Genomic DNA, 17,559 nt, shown 5'->3' on the forward strand with positions numbered 1-17,559 from the left:
GCCTTCACTCCTTGGAGGTTGATGGGGTGATGCGGATGGAGCGGCCCGGCGTTACGCGTCTCGCAGCGGCAGATGTGCCTTGTCCGTCACCCGGGAGACCGCGATGAGCGTGCCGAGGGCGGTGATGACCGCGTAGAAGGCAGGCATGTTGACGTTTCCGGTCTGGGCGATGAGATAGGTCATCAGCAGCGGCGCGGTGCCGCCGAAGAGCGCCGAGGAGACGTTGTAGCCAAGGCCGTAGGCGGAGTAGCGGACCCGGGTCGGGAAGAGTTCGACGAGCAGGATGTGGATGACGCCGGTGTGACCCGCGAAGACGACGGCCATGACGCACGCGCCGAGAATCGCGAGCGCCACGTTGCCGGTTCCGATGAGCAGGTAACAGGGAATGCCCAGGATGGCCATGGCGACCGCGGCGCCCGACAGGACCTTCTTCCGCCCGATGCGGTCGGACAGCTTGCCCATGAACGGAATGGCGAGGGAGATGGCCACCAGGCTGGTCGAGGTGACGAGGAGCCCCTGCACCTTGCTGAAGTGCAGCTCGGTGCTCATGAACGTGGGCATGTAGCTGAACAGCACGTAGTAGCCGGAGCCGTTCATCAGCGGGATGAACAGGGCGAGCAGCATCGCGCGACGGTGCTCACGGGAGGTGAACGCCTCCTTGAGCGGGTTCTTCGAGAGGCCGCCCTCTTCCTTCAGCCGGTTGAAGTTCGGCGTGTCGCTGATGCGCTTGCGGATGTAGAGGCCCGCGATACCCAGCGGGACGGCGAGCAGGAACGGGATCCGCCAGCCCCACGACTCCATGGCGTCCGACCCGAGGCCGCTGGTCATGCCGGCGGCGATCAGCGTGCCGGTGAGCAGGGAGAGGAACGAGGCGATCTGGGCGTAGCTGGTGTAGAGCCCGCGCTTGCCCTCGGGGGCGTGCTCGGCGAGGAAGCTCATCGCGCCCGACGCCTCGCCGCCGACCGAGAAGCCCTGGAGTACGCGGAGCAGGATGAGGAGGATGGGGGCCGCGATGCCGATACTCGCGTACGTGGGCAGCATCCCGATCGCCGCGGTCGCGACGCTGATCAGCATGATGACGAAGACGAGCATCCGCTGGCGGCCTATGCGGTCGCCGAGGTGGCCGCAGATGATGCCGCCGAGGGGGCGGAAGAAGAACGAGACGGCGTAGCCGAGGAAGACGAGCTGCACCTGCACCGCGTTGGACGCGTCAGGGAAGAAGACGACTCCCAGGGTGCCCGCCATGAAACCGAAGATGCCGTTGTCATACAGCTCGGCGAAGATGCCAACGCATCCCGCCATGGTCACTTTCCGCGCGGTTCTCGGATCAACGGTGTTGGGTACCGGCTGAGCGGCGACGGCGGCCATAATGTCTCTTTTCTGCTGGCGCGGTGTGGCTGGCGGGGACGGAACACTCACAGCTGGGAAGGGACGGGGAGACGGTCTTACGGCGTGGCGGGGACGGGGATGCGCAGGGCGTCGAAGGCCGTGCGCACGCGGGCCTTGAGCGCGTGGATGGCCTGTCGCTGGACTCGGTAGGCGCTCACGGCGTCGGCGACCGTGCGGCGCCGGAACCGGACGGACTGGCCGGGTCTGGCCTGTCCGAGCGCGGACAGACCCGTCGCCGTCACCACGGCGAGCACCGGGTAGCCGGCGGTGACGCCGCGGCCGCGGTGCAGGACGAGCAGTTCGTCACCGGCGGGCACCTCGACCGCGCCGACGGGCACTCCCCGGGAGAGCAGCTCGCCGCTCGCCACCCGCCGTGGTACGTCGCCGCTCATGCGCAGCCCGATGTGGTTGCTGCGCGGGGTCACGGTGAACGCCGACCGGAACAGCCGCTCGGCGGTGTCGCCGAACTCCTCGAGGTCGGGCCCGTCGGTCACATCGATCGTCCACGCGTCGCCGAAGGGCGGCACGGGCACGTTCAGCCGGAACAGCGGTATCCGGAACACCGGGTGATCGATCGGCGGGCAGGGTGTGCGCACGGCCAGCTCGTCGTCGCCACGCAGGGAGTGTGCGAAGCCCAGGATCGTGTCGGGGGCGCAGCTGCCGAGCAGGTACGGGGTCTCCACCGAGCCGAGAATGGCCAGGTAGACCCGCAGGCCCAGCCGGATGCCGGTGATGGCGATGGTCTCCCCGGCGCGTACCGACACGGGCTCCCACTGGTTCCGCCGGACGCCGCCCACGGTCACCTCGGCGGGCGCGCCGGTCACCGCGATGAGCACATCGGCCGAGGGAGTGCAGCTGAAGTCCAGTGCGGTGACCTCGATCAGCGGCGCTGCCTCATCGTTTCCGGCCAGAACATTGGCGACGCGGGCGGAATGCTGGTCGAGTGCTCCGTTGACCGGCAGTCCGTAGCGGGAGTGGCCGAAGCGGCCGAGGTCCTGCACGGTGGCGAGACCCGCCCGGTGGACGGTCAGGGTGTCAGCCATGGGCAGCCGCCAGGGGGGTGCCGGCGTACTCGTCCCACTGCTCGGGGCCGATCGGCACGAACTGGAATGTGTCGCCGGGCCGGTACGGGGCCAGTGGTTCGGCGTCGAGGTCGAGGACGCGCAGCGGCGTACGCCCCAGCAGCGGCCAGCCGCCGGGTGAGGGCATGGGTGAGATGACGGCCTGCCGTCCGGCCACCGCGATCGAGCCGGGCACGACGCTCGTCCGTGGCGAGGCGAGCCTCGGGACCGGCTTCGGGAAGGCGGGGCCGTCCATCATCGGGGCCGCCGCCGGGGCTCCGAGGCAGCGGACCGTGAGCGGAGCGGCGGAATGCAACGCCACCACCTCGTGCTCGGTCAGCCCCAACTGCTCGGCGACGACGGGCAGATCGGGGCCGTGTTCACCGCCGTACACCACCGGCACCACGAAGCGCCGGGACGGTGTCGTCAGGAGGGTCCCTTCGCCGAGCCGGTCGGCCTCGTACCGCAGGGCACGCCGTACCGTCGTGTGATCGGTGTGGAAACAGTCGAACTCGATCAGCAGTGAGTCATAGGTGGGCACGATGCCGTACACCCCGCCGGGCCGGGCCGCCTCGAACGCGTCGGCCAGAGCGTGCACGGTCTGCCAGGCGCGGGCGGTGCCACCCGTCGCCTTGACCACAACGGCCGAATCACCGCAGTCCGCGATCACGATGTCGCCGCCCATCTCAGACGCTCCTGCCGGCCGTGGTGTTGGCGGCGCTGGTGCCGTCGGCCTCGGCGTTGGCGGCCTTGGCGTCCAGGACGTTTGCCAATGGTGTGATCTGCACGCCGGCGGCGAGGAGTTCGCGGCGTATCCGGTGCGCGAGCGTGATCGCCCCAGGGGTGTCGCCGTGCAGCAGCACGGTGTCGCATTCGACCGGGAGGTCACGGCCACCGACGCCGCGCACCACCCCTTCGGTGACCATCCGCACGGTCCGCTCGGCGATCTCCCCCGGGTCGTGGATCACCGCACCCGGTTCGCTCCTGGGCACCAGCGTGCCGTCGTCGCGGTAGGCCCGGTCGGCGATCCCGACGATGCCGACCCGCAGGCCGCGGGCGCGGGCGGCGTCGGCGAGCGCGCCGTCCTGGGCCAGGACGATCAGCGACCGGTCGAGTGACTCCACGGCCTCGGCCACCGCCTGCGCGTAGTCCGGCCGGGTCGCCACCAGGTTGCCGAGGCGGCCGTGCGGCGCGATATGGCGCACCTGAGTGCCGTGCGCGGCGGCGAACGCCCGCAGCGCGCCGATCTGGTACAGCATGTCGGTCCGGACTTCGTCCGGGGTCAGGTCCATCGCACGGCGGCCGAACCCGACGAGATCGGGAAAGCTGGGGTGTGCGCCCACGGCGACACCGCGCCGGACACAGTGGCGGACGGTCGCGTCCATGATCCGAGGGTCTCCGGCGTGGAATCCGCACGCGATATTCGCCGATGTCAGCACGTCCAGCAGCGCTTCATCGTCACCCATCGTGTAGGCGCCGAACCCCTCGCCCAGATCTGCAACGAGATCGACCATGTACGTCATGACGTCCTCCAGACAAAGGAAAAAAGCGACGTCGTCACTTCTTCGATTTCGGGTCCGGCCCGGAATCCGAGTTTCGGTGAACCTAATCCCGTTGTCGGGTGGCGGCAAATAGGCGTTACGTGTGACGTAATCAGCGCTCGATATGACCTGGCCCACACGCGTCGCCGTCCGCCGGACGCCGTGGGCCTACCATGAGACTCCGCTGAGGCTGGAGGGCCATCCATGGACACCAGGCGTCTTTACTCATTCGTGAAGATCGTTGACGCCGGGAGCATCACGCGCGCTGCCGACATCCTGCACATCGCCCAGCCCGCGCTCAGCCAGCAACTCTCCATGCTGGAAGCCCAGTTCAAACAGCAACTGCTGATCCGCAGCAAGCGCGGAGTGGCGCCGACCGAGGCGGGCCGTGCGCTGTACCGGCACGCGCAGCTCATCCTGCGCCAGGTCGATCTCGCACACGCGGCGGTCGACGTGTCCGGCCGGGCCCCGGCCGGCAGCGTCTCGGTGGGCCTGGCCCCCTACAGCATGGGCGCGGCGCTTGCGCTGCCCCTGCTCAGGAGCGTGCGCGAGCGCTACCCCGACATCCTGCTGCACATCAACGAGAACTTCGGCGGGGTCATCAGCGAAGCGATCATGACCGGCCGGATGGACATGGCCTTCATCTACGGGGCCGGTCCGCTGCGAGGGGTGCAGTTCGAGCCGCTGCGCACCGAGGATCTCTTCCTGATCGCCGCGCCGGGCGCGAACACTCCGGGTGGCGACGATGAGGTGTCGCTGAAGGAGCTGGCCGACGTCGGGCTGCTCCTGCCCAGCCGTATCCACACCATCCGCCAAGTCGTGGATGCCGCGTTCCAGCAGGCGTCGCTGCAGCCCCGGGTGATCGGTGAGCTCGAATCGGTCCTGACCCTGGTCAGCGCCGTCGGCGCCGACCTCGGGGCGACGGTGCTGCCCTGGTCGGCGGCGCGCGCCATCCTCGATGTGCGGAACCTGGAGGTGCGGCGGATCGTCGATCCGGCCATCCAGGTCAAGCTGTCCCTCTGCACCTCCGACCATCAGCCGCTGTCGGAACCCGCCCACGCCGTGCACGACCTGTTTCACGAACTGATCACTGACTTCGGCTAGCCGGGATCGCGTTCACATATTCCGGCCGCCGAAGGCGTCACACGAAACATCTATGTGCTGCCAACGAAACATTTATGTGTCGCTATATCGCGCCCTCACTGGCGTCTTTTCGGGAATCCGCAGCGGCAAATGCGTAAAGCGTTTACCGATTTCCCGGGCCGACGCCCTCCGGGGGCGGTCCGCTGGTGCCCCGTACCGTCAGCTTCGGATCCAGCACCGCCTCCCGCGGCTCCGGCGCCTTGCCCTCCAGCCGCTCCACCGCGAACCGCACCGCGTGCTCGGCCATGAGCACCGCGTCCTGGCGGACCGTGGTCAGGCCGATCGGCATCAGATGGGAGAGGTGGCTGTCGTCGTAGCCCACGACGGACAGATCGCGCGGGACGTCGACGCCCGCCTGGGTCAGGGTCATCAACAGCCCCATCGCACAACGGTCATTGCCCGCGAGGACCGCCGTCGGCAGGGGCCGGCCGTGGTCGCGCTCGTCAAGCAGCAGTCGCCCCGTCTCGATGCCGGACTGCTCGGTGTGGTCGCCGGGGATCACCCGTAGTTCCGGCTCCAGGCCATGACGGCGCATCGCCGCACGGTAGGCGCGGCGGCGTTCGGCCGAGCCCGGTCCGCGGCCGCCGTCGATGTGCACGATCCGGCGGTGGCCCAGTTCGACGAGGTGCTCCATGGCCTGCCGTACGCCCTTGCCCTCGGCCGTGTGCACGCTGTCGACGCTGGCGTGGGGGACTCGGCGGCCGACGGAGACGGTGACCGTGCGGTGTCCCAGGGCGTCGATGTCCGCGGGCTGCGCGTCGGGCCCGAGGAGGATCACCGCCTCGCAGCGGTGGCCGAGCAGCGCCTCGACTGCCTTGGCCTCGCCGCGCCCCTGAGCGGTCGCGGAGAGCAGGACGTCGTAGCCGAGCCGCTCGGCCTCGGGGTAGATGCCCTCGACGAGGTCGGCGTGGAAGGGCTGGCGAACGGTGAACATCACGCCGAGCGTGCGGCTGCGGCCGCGAGCCAGCAGGCGGGCCGCGCTGTCGGGCCGGTAGCCGATCTCGTCGGCGACGCGCAGCACCCGGTCGCGGGTCTGCGGGCTCGCTCCCGGCTGATCGCGGAAGACGATCGAGACGAGCGCCCGGGACACGCCTGCTCTCTCCGCGACATCCGCCATGGTGGGCCGCTGCTTGCCCGATCCATCCACCTGTGACCACCCTCCGACGCCGCCCACCTTACGGGCAGTCGTGAAACCCCGCGGCAACAAACTATTGACATGACATTCGGACAGGGACCATCGTACTCGCCTAGAGCGCGCTAGTAGAGCGCGCTAGTCAACCGTTCCCCCTCCCCTCGAACCGGTAGGAGGCGGCCATGGACGTCAGGGACGACGCGACACAGGCCCCCACACCAGCCACCGCCATCACGGACCCCGCTCCGCGGGCGGTCTCCCGGCGGCTGCGGATCATCACGGTCGTCGCCACCTTCGGCGGTCTCCTCTTCGGCTACGACACCGGCGTCATCAATGGCGCGCTGCCCTATATGACCGACGACCTGGGCCTCACCCCGGTCACCGAGGGCATGGTCACCAGCTCGCTCCTCCTGGGTGCCGCCATCGGCGCGGTCACCGGTGGCCGGCTGTCGGACGCACGCGGACGGCGGCGCACCATCCTCGCCCTGGCCGTGCTGTTCTTCATCGGCGCGCTCGGCTGCACCCTCGCCCCCACCACCGCGATCATGGTCGTGGCACGGTTCGTCCTCGGCCTCGCGGTCGGCGGGGCGTCGGTGACCGTACCGGTCTACCTCGCGGAGATCTCACCCGCCGAACGGCGCGGAGCCCTGGTCACCCGCAATGAACTCATGGTCGTGAGCGGCCAGTTGCTGGCCTTCACCTCCAACGCGATCATCGCCCAGGTGGGCGGCGAGTCGGGCGGCGTCTGGCGCTGGATGCTCGTGCTGGCCACAATTCCGGCCGTCGTGCTGTGGTTCGGCATGCTGGTCATGCCGGAGAGCCCGCGCTGGCTGGCCTCCCAGAGCCGGTTCACCGACGCGCTCGGCGTTCTCGAACAGGTCCGTTCCCAGCAGCGGGCCGAGGCCGAGCTGAGTGAGGTGTCCGCGCTCGCCATCAAGGAGGAGCAGCAGAAACTCGGCGGCTGGCAGGACATGAAGGCCACGCCCTGGGTACGCAAGCTGATGTTCATCGGCTTCGGCATCGCGATCGTGCAGCAGATCACCGGCGTGAACACGATCATGTACTACGGCACGCAGATCCTCACCGACGCCGGCTTCGCCTCGGACAGCGCGCTGACGGCGAACATCGCCAACGGTGTGATCTCGGTGCTGGCCACGTTCGTCGGCATCTGGCTGCTGGGCCGCGTCAACCGCCGCCCGATGCTGATGACCGGCCAGCTCGGCACCACCGCCGCCCTGCTGCTGATCGGCGTCTTCTCCCTGGTGCTGCCCTCGGGCGACGGACGCGCGTACGCCGTGCTCGCCATGACCATCACCTTCCTCGCCTTCCAGCAGGGCGCGATCTCCCCGGTGACCTGGCTGATGCTCTCGGAGATCTTCCCCATGCGGATGCGCGGCTTCGGCATGGGTGTCGCGGCCGTGGTGCTGTGGCTGACCAACTTCGTGATCGGTCTGGTCTTCCCGTCCCTGGTCTCCGGGATCGGGATCTCCAACACCTTCTTCCTTTTCGTCGTGGCGGGCCTGCTCTCCCTCACCTTCGTCAAGCTCTACGTCCCCGAGACCAAGGGCCGCACGCTCGAAGTCCTCGAAGCCGAGCTCCGGACACGTTTCTCCTGACCCCGCTCCTGACCCCGCTCCTGAAGGAATCAACCATGACCGTACATATAGGTGTCATCGGCGCCGGAATGATCGGCCAGGACCACATCCGGCGACTCACCGAAGTCATCACCAGTGCCGCGGTCACCGCCGTGACCGACATCGACCAGGCCCGCGCCACGGAGGTGGCCACCCGCGTCGGCGCCACCGCACTGCCCACCGGCAGCGACCTGATCCACTCCCCCGATGTGGACGCCGTCCTCGTCACCTCCTGGGGCCCCACCCACGCGGAGCACGTACTGAACGCCATCGCGGTGGGCAAGCCGGTGTTCTGCGAGAAGCCGCTCGCCACCACCGCCGAGGACTGTCTGCGCATCGTGGAGGCCGAACGCACCCACGGCCGCCGCCTCGTCCAGGTCGGTTTCATGCGCCGTTTCGACGCCGGCTACCGCCAGATGAAGGACGTGCTCACCTCGGGCGCCATCGGCACTCCGCTCATCGTGCACTGCGCGCATCGCAACCCGACCGTGCCGGACACCTATGTCTCCGCGATGGCGGCCCAGGACACGGCCGTACACGAGATCGACGTACTGCGCTGGCTACTCGACGACGAGATCAGCTCGGTCCAGGTGATCACCCCGCGCGCCACCGGCAAACGGTTCGGCCACCTCAAGGATCCGCAGATCATGCTCTTCGAGACGGCGAACGGTGTCCGCATCGACCTGGAGGTCTTCGTCAACTGCCAGTACGGCTACGACATCCAGTGCGAGACCGTGGGCGAGGACGGCCTGGTCAGGCTGCCGGACCCGGCAGCCGTCGGCATCCGCACCGCCGGGCGGCACGGCACCGCCGTGTTGCAGGACTGGAAGGGCCGGTTCGGCGATGCCTTCGACACCGAGTTCGGCGAGTGGGTCGCCTCCGTCGCGGCGGGCGCCGAGCCCACCGGCCCGTCTTCCTGGGACGGCTACGCCGCCACCGTCATCACCGACGCCGCCGTCCAGTCCCTGGAGTCGGGCGGCCAGGTCGTCACCGTCGATATGAAGCCCCGACCCGCCTTCTACGGAGCCACCTCGTGAAGATCGCACTCGACCCCTACATGCTCCGCGCGCTACCGCTCGACGAGATGGTGCGCACGGTCGCCGAACTCGGCTACAGCTACATCGAGTTGTCCCCGCGCGACGACTTCATGCCGTTCTTCCGCCACCCCCGGGCGGACGACGAGCGCGTCGCGGCGCTGAAGCGCGCCCTGCGCACGCATGGTGTCCAGCTCTCCTCCGTGCTGCCGCTGTACAAGTGGTCCTCACCCGACGAGACCGAGCGGCAGGCCGCCGTCCGCTACTGGAAGCGGATGATCGAGATCACCGCCGACCTCGAATGCCCGCTGATGAACTCGGAGTTCAACGGCCGCCCCGAGCGCGCCGCCGAGAGCGAGGCCGCCTTCTGGCGCTCGTTGGAGGAACTGCTGCCGCTCTTCGAACGCGAGGGCATCGCCCTCAACCTCGAAGCCCACCCGGACGACTTCTGCGAGGAGAACACTCCCGCCGTCGACCTGGTCCGCGCCATCAACAAGCCCTGGGTGAACTACCTCTACTGCGCTCCGCACACCTTCCACCTCTCCGGTGCCGAGCCGACGGCGGACATCGCGGCGATGATGCGCTACGCGGGCGACAAGCTCCAGCATGTGCACATCGCGGACTCCTTCAACCACAAGGGCTCCTCCGGGCTGCGCTACATCCTCAACCCGCCCGGCACCCCCGCCCGCATCCACCAGCACCTGGACATCGGCCAGGGCGAAGTTGACTGGGACACCTTCTTCGGCACCCTCCGCGAGCTGAACTTCGACGGCGTGGCCACCGCCTGTGTCTTCGCCTGGGAGGAGCGGGCCCGGGACTCCTCCGCCTTCATGCTGAACCGCATCCGCAAGGAGTTCACCGCGTGAAACGGGGTGGCCGGACCGGCTGCGTCGGGTCCGGCCACCTTCGCACTGGCGGAGGCACCGGCGGAAGCACCGGCGGAGCGCCAAAGTCTCGTTAAAGGTCATCACGGCGGCGTAAGGGGAGCGTCAGGGTGCGTTCCATCCGCCCTGTGCCCCGCTTAGCGTGCCCGTATGGAACGGCTGATGGGCGGGCCCGCCCGAACGCCCCGTGGCGGCCGTCCGCGTGCGGACGCGCGGTGGGCGGTGTGTCTGGCGCTGGCGTTCGGTGGGGTGACGACGCTGCTCGACTGGGCCTCGGGCGGGCTCACCGTGGGGCGGGCCGATCTGTGGGCGCTGCTCGCGGTGGTGGTGTTCACCGTATTGCGGCCACCGCGGGTGACGGCGGGCGGCGGCTGGCTCACGGTACGGGGGCTCGTACGCGTCCGCCGGGTGCGCACCGACGCCCTGGCCGGGGTGTGGCAGGACGGCCGGATCGCCACGCGCCTGCTCCTGTGGGACGTCTACGGCCACCGGGTGACGCTCGACCTGCGCGTCCTGGTCGCGGATCCCCTGCTGTGGCATGAGCTGGACACCGGTGCCCGGCGCTCACTCGAACGCGGTACGTTGCGGCACGGCACGGAGATCCTGCTGCTACTGGGCCGACACCTCGACGACACGGCCACCCGGGGGATCCTCGGGGCGTCCGGCCTGAAGTAGGCGGCGCGGGCGCGGACCGTACGTGGCCGGGCCGCCGGGCCGCCTCAGGGGCACACCGATCACGTCTGGGGCCGCGGCGGCGGATCAGCCACGCAGTGCCCGCAGGTGGGCGCTGCGAACGTCGGCGGTCTGGCCCTGCACCACCAGGAACAGGCCCTCCCGGGCCAGCCGCTGGGCAGGGCTGCCGAGGCCGAACGCCCGGCCGCCGCCCGCGACGATCGCCGCGGTGGTGGCGGCGCGCAGCACGTCGTAGGCCCGGGTCTTCACCGCGAGCCGGTCCGCCAGTCGCTCGCCCGCCGGAACCTCGTCCACCAGCGCGTACGCCTCCCGGCGCACCTCACGCAGCCGCTCGCCCAGCACCTGCGCCGTCTCCTTCGCCTCCGCGTCCCCGGCGGCCTCCAGCAGTTCCAGGGCCGCCCCGGCCACGCCGAACACGGCCGGGTTGGGGTTGGTGTTCTTCGGCCGGTCCGCGATCGCCCACTCCTCGTAGGGACGGCTCCAGACCACGTCCTCCTCGGGCACCACCAGGCCGTCCAGCTCCAGGCCTACCGTGCGGGTGCCGGTCAGCGCGGCCAGTTGGAGTTGCGGTGTGGGCCGCAGACCAGGCTGCTCACGGGCGTCCGCGAAGGCGAACAGCGCCTCGCCGTCGTCGGTGACCCCGGCGAGCAACATCACGTCGTTCAGGCCCCAGCCGGTGTACCACGGCACCCGGCCGTCGAAGCGCCTGCCGCCCGGGACCCGGGTGACCCGCACCGGCTTGCGAGGGTAGGCCCGCAGATGGGAGAAGGCGATACCGGACAGCAGCGTGCCGTCGCACAGCGGCCTCAGCAGCCGCTCGCGCGCCGGGGAGTCGGCGGCTGCGAGCATCCTGACCGGGCTGTGGTGCTGGGCCTGGACGAAGTAGGTGGAGCAGCAGGCCCCGGCCAGGATTTCGGCGATCTCCCGGGCGACCGCGTCCGGCACCTGCGCCCCGCCGTACGCCACCGGGCCGCTCACCCCGAGCACCCCGGACCTCTTGACCTCGGCTATCGTGGCCGGGGAGACGCCCTCGCGGTCGGCGGACTCGGCGCCGGGCGCCAGCACCTCGTCGGCGAGGCACCGGGCCGCCTCGATCAGCGTCGGGGCCGGGGCGGTCATGACCGCTCCTTTCGTTGGCTCGTCGGCGTGGGTGATGCGTCGGCTTGTCGGCGTGGGCGATGCTTTGCGGCGTCGAGCAGCTTACGCGTGAGCGTCGGGGTGGCGGCGGCCCTGGTCGGCGCGGCCGGAGTCCGAGGAAGCGGGGCAGCCGGGATCACAGCGGCACGCGGAGTGAGGACCGGCCCTCCCGCCAGACGCCCAGAAGCTCCTCGGCGAGGCGGTCTTCCAGCAACACGCTGGCATCGACGCCGAACGCCACGTCCGCGGCCAGTCCCGGTTCGCGCTTCAGAAGCTCGTCGATCACCCCATGGCGTACGACCTGCTCGTGGACTGCGTCCGCCTCCACATGCTCGGTGTGGAAGAACACCGCCGCCTCGCCCCCACCCAGCCGTCGCAGCGCCTGGGCCAGCCGGTCGGACGCGGGCGAGGAGGTGATCTCGACCGTCGCGAAGTGTCCCACCAGAGCGCCACGCAGCGCCCTGTGCAGCCCCAGCAGCGACATCATGTTGACCACCGCCAGCATCCGCGCCGACGTGGCGTCCAGATAGTGGTTGTACGTCGGATCCAGAGCCAGGTCGGCCATCAGATCGGCGAACAGCTCCGCATGCACCCGCTCCCCGCGCCCGGCCCCGAACTCGTCGTACTCCACCGCCGCCATCGCAGCCTTGGCCTGGCCCCGCAGCCGCGGAATGACCCACACATGCGGGTCGGCCTCCTTGAGCTGGTACAGCGACCGATGCGCGATGTACTCACGCAGCTGCCACAGCTCACCCTCGTCCCGGAGATAGTGCGACACGCCCGCCCCGTCGGCCGGCTCCACCAGCAGCCCGGCCAGGGCGGCGTCCGGGTCGTCGTGGGTGGTGGCATCGGAGCGCAGCGCATCCAGAAAGCGGCGTTCCAGGGCCTGCCGCATACGGAGCAGATCCGGGTCCCACTCCCACGCGTCGTCCACACCTGAGAAGCTCTGGTAGTGGAGTTCGTAGCACATGTACAGCGCTAGCTGCAGATCCTCGCCGTAGGGGCCGGCCTCCCGGAGCGACCGGCCGACGGGCGGTGTCGCCCGGCCGGGCTCACGTACGAGGGCGTCGACGAGCGCACCGGACACCTCTCCCCGTGCCGTGGGCAGGGGCGTCAGCCGGGTCGTTTTCGCCGGACGCGTTTCGCTCACTGTTCCTTCCACCTCTGTCGCGGCGGGCCGTCCCTGTCGTGGCGGGCCCCGCCCCGGCCACTCCGGAAGGTGAACACGACGTGCGAGGCCATGAGTCGGTGGCGAGGAACGAGAGAGACACCGGCACAAGGCCCTCCGGCGGTCCGTACGACGCCACCGCGGCCGGGGTTCCGCGAGCGGTCACCTCAGCTCGCCCCGGTCACCTACAGCACGGCGATCGCGAACGCGATGCAGAAGGCCGCGAACAGCACCACAAAGGCCCAAATGATGATCGTGGGGCCGGTCGACCAGCCTTTCGTGGGGTTGTATGTCTCCTGGGGGCCCGCTTCCGAGAGGCCGTCTTCGGCCGGTGGGGTCTCCCCCGGGGGCACGCCCACGCTGGGCCGTAGTCCGGGAGTGCGCTCGGGGTCCGGGACTGGGTTTCGCTGATTCATCTCCGATGCGCTCCTTTCCGCCTTCGGGGCGCCGCCTACCCGGGGCCCGCCACCCCGCACGACCCGTACGAGGCGCTGTCCCCGGTGGACTCTTCCCACGATACGGCGGAAATCGCACCCGGCACGGCGTGGCGTTCGCGGCCCACCGTGAGCGTCACGGTTGCTTCGCGTTCGAGGCCGTGCCGGTGGTGTGGAACACCAGGTGCCCGTCCGCGACCTCCACCCGGGCCCGGTCGCCCGGGACGTGCCCGGTTTACACCTGCGCCCCCGACCCGTGCGGCCGTCACGGACCACGTCGTGGCCGGGCGTCCCCGTGCGCTCGATCGCATGGCTAGGGTGATCCGGCATACCGAGGACGTCGCGTGACCAGCAGGAGGTGGCGAGTGGGGTCAGCCGATCCCCTGGCGATACGGGTCCCGGTCGGGGAAGGCTCCGATCGCTGGGCCAGCCGGGCCACCCCTCGCCGCGTCCTGCTGGTGGTGCACAACGTCACCTCTGCCGGACGCCTGCTGGACGTGCTGCCGCTGTTCCACGACGACTTTCGGGTGCAACTGCTGGCCACGTCGACGGAGTCATCCGCCTTCCAAGGAGGGATCCGCGAGCTGTTCGCCGAGCTGGGTCTGCCCGTGCTGCCCTGGGAGCAGGCGCTGGCAACACCGGTGGACCTGGCGGTTTCCGCGAGCTTTGGCGGTCAACTCGACCGGCTTCACGGCAGGTTAGCCGTACTGTCCCATGGCGTCGGATACACCAAGAAGCTGGTGGTGACGGAAGCCGGAGAACGCGAGCCGACGTTCGGGCTGTCCCCGGAGTGGCTGCTCGCGAACGGCGAACCCTTCGTGGACGGCCTCGTGCTGTCCCATCCGGAGCAGCTGGAGCGGTTGCGGCGGGTATGCCCCGAAGCCGAGGAGGCGGCCGTCCTCGCGGGCGACCCGTGCTTCGACCGCCTGTTGGCCGGCCGTGCCTACCGTGAGCGGTTCCGGCGGGCTCTGGGTGTGCGGCGCGGTCAGCGGCTCGTCGTTCTCAACTCCACCTGGAATCCGGAGGGGTTCTTCGGGAACGGCGGTGACCATGACGTCCTGCCGAGTCTGCTGCCCCGGCTCGCCGCCGAGTTGCCGGCCGACGACTATCGGCTGGTGGCCGTGTTGCATCCGAACATCTGGTACGGACACGGTCCGGGGCAGATCCGGGTGTGGCTGGACCGGGCCCGCCGCAGCGGTCTCACGTTGATCGACCCCGTGCACGCATGGCGGCAGGCGCTGCTGGCGGCGGATGTCGTGGTGGGGGATTTCGGGGCGGTCTCCTACTACGCCGCGGCGCTGGGCATCCCCGTACTGCTGGCGTCCGCCACCCAGGACCGGCTGGATCCGGCGGCGCCACTCGCCACGTTCGTCCGGGAGGCGCCGCGGCTCGATCCGCACGGCCCACCACGGGATCAGCTGGAGGAACTGCTGGCGTGGCACCGCCCGCTCGCAGGTCCGGCGGAGTTCACCAGCTCGGCCCCGGGCGCCTCGGCGGCGCTGCTGCGGCGGCTCTTCTACGGCCTGATGGATCTCCCCGAGCCCCCGGCCCCCGCGCTGCTGGAGCCGCTGCCCCTGCCACCGTACGATCCCCCACGGCGCACGGCTCCCCTGAACGTCCGTACCCGTGTGCAGGGAACCGAGGTCCGCATCGAGCGCACCACGGGGCACCCGTACGACGCCGTCGGCGAAACACACCTCGCCGTGCACGAGGACACCCGGGACCCCGGCGACCTGGCCCTGGCCGACGTGATCGTACGCGAGGGGCAGCCGGACGACCCCCGCCTCGGTGGCCCGGAGGAGTGGAGCGCGGAGGTGCTGGACCGGCATCCGCACTGTGCGCTCGCCGTGTACGTGAGCGGGCCGGACCGGTGCACGGTGCGCGACCGGGATCACGGCGTGTTCCAGCTCAAGGCGGGCCCGGGGGCGGACGCCGACCCGGCCGCGTACGCCTCCTCGCTGCACGCCTGGCTGGCGGGCGGCCAAACCGTGCCGCCCGGTGGGACGACGCTCCGGGTGCACACGGCCGGCGGCGTGCACCCGGTGGCGGTGATGCCCGCTAGCGCGGGGGTTGGCAGCGCAGCCGAAGGCGGGCGAGATGGTTCAGGTGCGGAGTCGCCTTCTCCGGGTTGAGCAGGCGCTCGGCCTCGGCGATCTTCGTCAGCGCCTCGGCGTCGTCGCCGGCGTCGTGCAGCGTCTCGGCGAGGTCGGTGAGGGCGCGGGCCTGGTTGTACGCCTCCCCCCGTTCCGCGAAGAAGTCCCGCGCGGTCTCCAGGCGGACGCGGGATTCCTCCAGCCTGCCCAGACCGCGCAGAGCACGCCCCTGGTGGCGTTCGGCCAGGGCGAGGGCACGTGGCAGATCCTCCGCACCCTCCTGGCCGGGAGCGATCCGCCGGTAGATGCGCTCCGCCTCGACGAACCGCTCGTACGCCGCGTCGTACCGCCAGTGGTTCAGATTCAGCAGGCCCAGCATCTCGACGGACGACGCCTCGCCCCGTGCGTGTCCCGCGGCGCGTTCACACGCGGCGGCGGTGTGCACCGCGCGGTCGGCCTCGTCCCACAGCCTCAATTCGCCCAGACAGTGGCCCAGTTGGAAGTGGAGCGCACCCGCCATGCGGGGATCCGCGTGATGCCGGTCGGCACACCGGGCCGCGATCCGGAGGGCGGGCAGCACCTCGTCCCAGAACCCGGCCTTGAGCTGCACCGGCCACAGCGCGCGGGCCATGCGCATCGCCGTGTCGATGTGCTGGTACTCCTCCGCCACGGATACCGCCCGGACCACGTTTCCGGTCTCGGCCAGCAGCGCCGCCATGCCCTCGGCCTCGTCACGATACCGAGTGCCCCGCGCCGGTGCCGGCTCGGTCCGCCAGCTCTGCGGCAGCGCCGCGTGCGCGGCGTGCAGCGCTCGGTTCAGCAGTCCGTCGAGGGCCCGGGACATCGCCGCGGAGCACTCCGGGATCCCGTGTTCCAGGGCGGCGGTGTCCGCCAGAACGCGACGCACCTCGGGCCGGAAACGGTACCGGCCGTCGCCCAGGGCCTCCACCAGCTGTGCGCCCGCCGCTTCGGCGAGCATCCCGGCGGCTTCCTCCTGGCCGACCGCGGCGGTGTCCGCCGCCAGCCGGGCGTCGATCGCGGGCCAGCCGCCCAGAGCGGTCAGCCGGCAGAGCCGTGCCGTGTCCGGCCTGAGGCGGCGGCAGGCGCTCCGCACCATGCCGTGCACCGGATTGCGTGCCGTGGACCCCGCCACGTCCTCCGGCAGCGGCGGCTCATCGGCCAGCAGGCTCATCGCCGCGGCCTTCAGGGCGAAGGCGTTGCCCGCGCAGTGGCCCAGCAGGGACGGCATCCGAGGCTTCGCCAGCGCCACCTTCTCCGGCCCTGCCACCTTGCGCAGCATCTTCACCGCGTCCCGGTCGCTCAGCGGCGGTACGGCGATGCGCTCCGCCTCCAGCGCGAAGGCCGGACCGGAGGCGACCACCAGCAGGAAGACCTCCGGCGTGGCCGGGACAAGGCCGCGGACCTGCGCGGCCGAGGACGCGTGATCGATCACCACCAACGCTCTGCGGCCGGCCAGCAACCGCCGATAGAGGTCCACGCGCGCCGACTCCGCGGGCGGAATCTCCTCGGGCTCGACGCCCATCTGCCCCAGCAGACGCAGCACGACGGCGGACGGCTCCAGTCCGCTCTCCCCGGCGGCATCGCGCAGGTCGACGTAGAACTGCCCGTCGGGGTACTGCGCGACCTGGTCGGCGCCCCAGTGGAGAGCCACCGCGCTGGTTCCGATCCCGGGCGGCCCGTATAACAGCGCGACCCGTGGCCGCCCCGCCGCGGCGCGGGTCGCCTCCCGCTTCAGCCGCCGCAAGACGGCCTGACGGTCGGTGAAATCCCGTGCGGCAGGCGGCAGTCCGGCACCGGCATGCAGCGTCACCTCGGAATCCTGCAAGGTCCGCAGCAGAATGGCCCACTCACCACCGCGCCGCGGATCCCCGCTGAGGCGCGGATGCATCTCCCGCGCCAGCACCTGCCACCCCTCCGGGGTGGCCGGCAGCGGCGTCTCCCGCCCCAGGGTCCGCCTCACCAGTGCGCCCGTCGACAGCAGCATCTGCTTGCCCATCTCCCCGGCGGCGCCGTTCCCCACCGCGGTGAGGAACGCGGTGAGCGCACTCACCGTCACGACCTCGAACACACCAGCCCCTCCCCTGGTACCCATCCGGACCTTGGCCGGACTGTATCCCCGCGGCCACCACAGGAGACAGCCGAGTCTCCCCAACTCCGCTCGACGGCCACCCGCACGACCACGATAGGCCACAAGG

The 17,559-nt window shown here is 70.6% G+C and carries 15 protein-coding genes; 6 read left to right on the forward strand and 9 right to left on the reverse strand.

Annotated features, from left to right (window positions below; all coding sequences use genetic code 11):
• Positions 1-51: 51 nt before the first annotated feature.
• The 4 genes from J5X86_RS12185 to J5X86_RS12200 all read right to left on the reverse strand — a co-directional run bounded on the left by J5X86_RS12185 (position 52) and on the right by J5X86_RS12200 (position 3,973).
• The gene (locus tag J5X86_RS12185) at positions 52-1,302 is read right to left on the reverse strand and encodes an MFS transporter (protein ID WP_243980144.1); all 1,251 of its coding nucleotides are present in this window, start codon (positions 1,300-1,302) and stop codon (positions 52-54) included.
• A 143-nt stretch (positions 1,303-1,445) separates the two neighbouring features.
• Complete coding sequence (locus J5X86_RS12190; protein ID WP_208516760.1) at positions 1,446-2,432, reverse strand: biotin-dependent carboxyltransferase family protein; 987 nt, start codon at positions 2,430-2,432, stop codon at positions 1,446-1,448.
• A complete protein-coding gene (locus tag J5X86_RS12195) occupies positions 2,425-3,135 on the reverse strand; it encodes an allophanate hydrolase subunit 1 (protein ID WP_208516761.1) in 711 nt (236 codons plus the stop codon). Before J5X86_RS12195 ends, J5X86_RS12190 begins: the two co-directional genes overlap by 8 nt.
• Position 3,136: 1 nt before the next feature.
• Complete coding sequence (locus J5X86_RS12200) at positions 3,137-3,973, reverse strand: LamB/YcsF family protein (protein WP_208516762.1); 837 nt, start codon at positions 3,971-3,973, stop codon at positions 3,137-3,139.
• Positions 3,974-4,195: 222 nt separating this feature from the next.
• Here J5X86_RS12200 and nac point away from each other — a divergent pair, with 222 nt between their 5' ends.
• The gene (gene nac / locus J5X86_RS12205; protein WP_078638353.1) at positions 4,196-5,095 is read left to right on the forward strand and encodes a nitrogen assimilation transcriptional regulator NAC; all 900 of its coding nucleotides are present in this window, start codon (positions 4,196-4,198) and stop codon (positions 5,093-5,095) included.
• 142 nt (positions 5,096-5,237) lie between these two features.
• Here the strand turns inward: nac and J5X86_RS12210 are convergent, their stop codons facing one another.
• Entirely contained in the window at positions 5,238-6,251 is a 1,014-nt protein-coding gene (locus J5X86_RS12210; protein ID WP_208517009.1) for a LacI family DNA-binding transcriptional regulator, read from the reverse strand.
• Positions 6,252-6,448: 197 nt separating this feature from the next.
• Here J5X86_RS12210 and J5X86_RS12215 point away from each other — a divergent pair, with 197 nt between their 5' ends.
• The 4 genes from J5X86_RS12215 to J5X86_RS12230 all read left to right on the forward strand — a co-directional run bounded on the left by J5X86_RS12215 (position 6,449) and on the right by J5X86_RS12230 (position 10,493).
• Positions 6,449-7,882, forward strand: coding sequence for a sugar porter family MFS transporter (locus tag J5X86_RS12215; protein ID WP_208516763.1), 1,434 nt, complete (start codon positions 6,449-6,451; stop codon positions 7,880-7,882).
• A gap of 35 nt (positions 7,883-7,917) precedes the next feature.
• Positions 7,918-8,937, forward strand: a complete 1,020-nt coding sequence (locus tag J5X86_RS12220) for a Gfo/Idh/MocA family protein (RefSeq protein WP_208516764.1) — start codon at positions 7,918-7,920, stop codon at positions 8,935-8,937.
• Positions 8,934-9,800 (forward strand): sugar phosphate isomerase/epimerase family protein, encoded by an 867-nt coding sequence (locus J5X86_RS12225; RefSeq protein ID WP_208516765.1) that lies wholly within the window; start codon positions 8,934-8,936, stop codon positions 9,798-9,800. The genes J5X86_RS12220 and J5X86_RS12225 overlap by 4 nt, the downstream gene beginning before the upstream one ends.
• 168 nt (positions 9,801-9,968) lie before the next feature.
• Positions 9,969-10,493, forward strand: coding sequence for a hypothetical protein (locus J5X86_RS12230; RefSeq protein WP_243980146.1), 525 nt, complete (start codon positions 9,969-9,971; stop codon positions 10,491-10,493).
• A gap of 84 nt (positions 10,494-10,577) precedes the next feature.
• Here the strand turns inward: J5X86_RS12230 and J5X86_RS12235 are convergent, their stop codons facing one another.
• The 3 genes from J5X86_RS12235 to J5X86_RS12245 form a co-directional block, all read right to left on the reverse strand.
• Positions 10,578-11,630: an acyl-CoA dehydrogenase family protein gene (locus J5X86_RS12235; protein ID WP_208516766.1), complete on the reverse strand. Its 1,053-nt coding sequence runs from the start codon at positions 11,628-11,630 to the stop codon at positions 10,578-10,580.
• 154 nt (positions 11,631-11,784) lie between these two features.
• A complete protein-coding gene (locus J5X86_RS12240; protein WP_208516767.1) occupies positions 11,785-12,798 on the reverse strand; it encodes an iron-containing redox enzyme family protein in 1,014 nt (337 codons plus the stop codon).
• 203 nt (positions 12,799-13,001) lie between these two features.
• Positions 13,002-13,232 carry a DUF6480 family protein gene (locus tag J5X86_RS12245; protein ID WP_208516768.1) on the reverse strand — a complete coding sequence of 77 codons (231 nt, stop codon included), beginning with the start codon at positions 13,230-13,232 and terminating at the stop codon, positions 13,002-13,004.
• A 383-nt stretch (positions 13,233-13,615) separates the two neighbouring features.
• Here J5X86_RS12245 and J5X86_RS12250 point away from each other — a divergent pair, with 383 nt between their 5' ends.
• Entirely contained in the window at positions 13,616-15,382 is a 1,767-nt protein-coding gene (locus J5X86_RS12250) for a hypothetical protein (RefSeq protein WP_208516769.1), read from the forward strand.
• Here the strand turns inward: J5X86_RS12250 and J5X86_RS12255 are convergent.
• Positions 15,309-17,432 carry an ATP-binding protein gene (locus J5X86_RS12255; RefSeq protein WP_208516770.1) on the reverse strand — a complete coding sequence of 708 codons (2,124 nt, stop codon included), beginning with the start codon at positions 17,430-17,432 and terminating at the stop codon, positions 15,309-15,311. The two genes, J5X86_RS12250 and J5X86_RS12255, sit on opposite strands and share 74 nt — an antisense overlap.
• Positions 17,433-17,559: the final 127 nt, after the last annotated feature.

This window comes from Streptomyces sp. NEAU-YJ-81, from assembly GCF_017592595.1.
Lineage (GTDB): Bacteria > Actinomycetota > Actinomycetes > Streptomycetales > Streptomycetaceae > Streptomyces > Streptomyces hygroscopicus_B.

What these genes read in the sequence shown, in the direction of transcription:
- J5X86_RS12210 (WP_208517009.1), bottom strand. Translation starts at nt 6,251, where the DNA reads ATGGCGGATGTCGCGGAGAGAGCAGGCGTGTCCCGGGCGCTCGTCTCG.
- J5X86_RS12195 (WP_208516761.1), bottom strand. Translation starts at nt 3,135, where the DNA reads ATGGGCGGCGACATCGTGATCGCGGACTGCGGTGATTCGGCCGTTGTG.
- J5X86_RS12185 (WP_243980144.1), bottom strand. Translation starts at nt 1,302, where the DNA reads ATGGCGGGATGCGTTGGCATCTTCGCCGAGCTGTATGACAACGGCATC.
- J5X86_RS12190 (WP_208516760.1), bottom strand. Translation starts at nt 2,432, where the DNA reads ATGGCTGACACCCTGACCGTCCACCGGGCGGGTCTCGCCACCGTGCAG.
- J5X86_RS12235 (WP_208516766.1), bottom strand. Translation starts at nt 11,630, where the DNA reads ATGACCGCCCCGGCCCCGACGCTGATCGAGGCGGCCCGGTGCCTCGCC.
- J5X86_RS12215 (WP_208516763.1), top strand. Translation starts at nt 6,449, where the DNA reads ATGGACGTCAGGGACGACGCGACACAGGCCCCCACACCAGCCACCGCC.
- J5X86_RS12245 (WP_208516768.1), bottom strand. Translation starts at nt 13,232, where the DNA reads ATGAATCAGCGAAACCCAGTCCCGGACCCCGAGCGCACTCCCGGACTA.
- J5X86_RS12200 (WP_208516762.1), bottom strand. Translation starts at nt 3,973, where the DNA reads ATGACGTACATGGTCGATCTCGTTGCAGATCTGGGCGAGGGGTTCGGC.
- J5X86_RS12230 (WP_243980146.1), top strand. Translation starts at nt 9,969, where the DNA reads ATGGAACGGCTGATGGGCGGGCCCGCCCGAACGCCCCGTGGCGGCCGT.
- nac (WP_078638353.1), top strand. Translation starts at nt 4,196, where the DNA reads ATGGACACCAGGCGTCTTTACTCATTCGTGAAGATCGTTGACGCCGGG.
- J5X86_RS12220 (WP_208516764.1), top strand. Translation starts at nt 7,918, where the DNA reads ATGACCGTACATATAGGTGTCATCGGCGCCGGAATGATCGGCCAGGAC.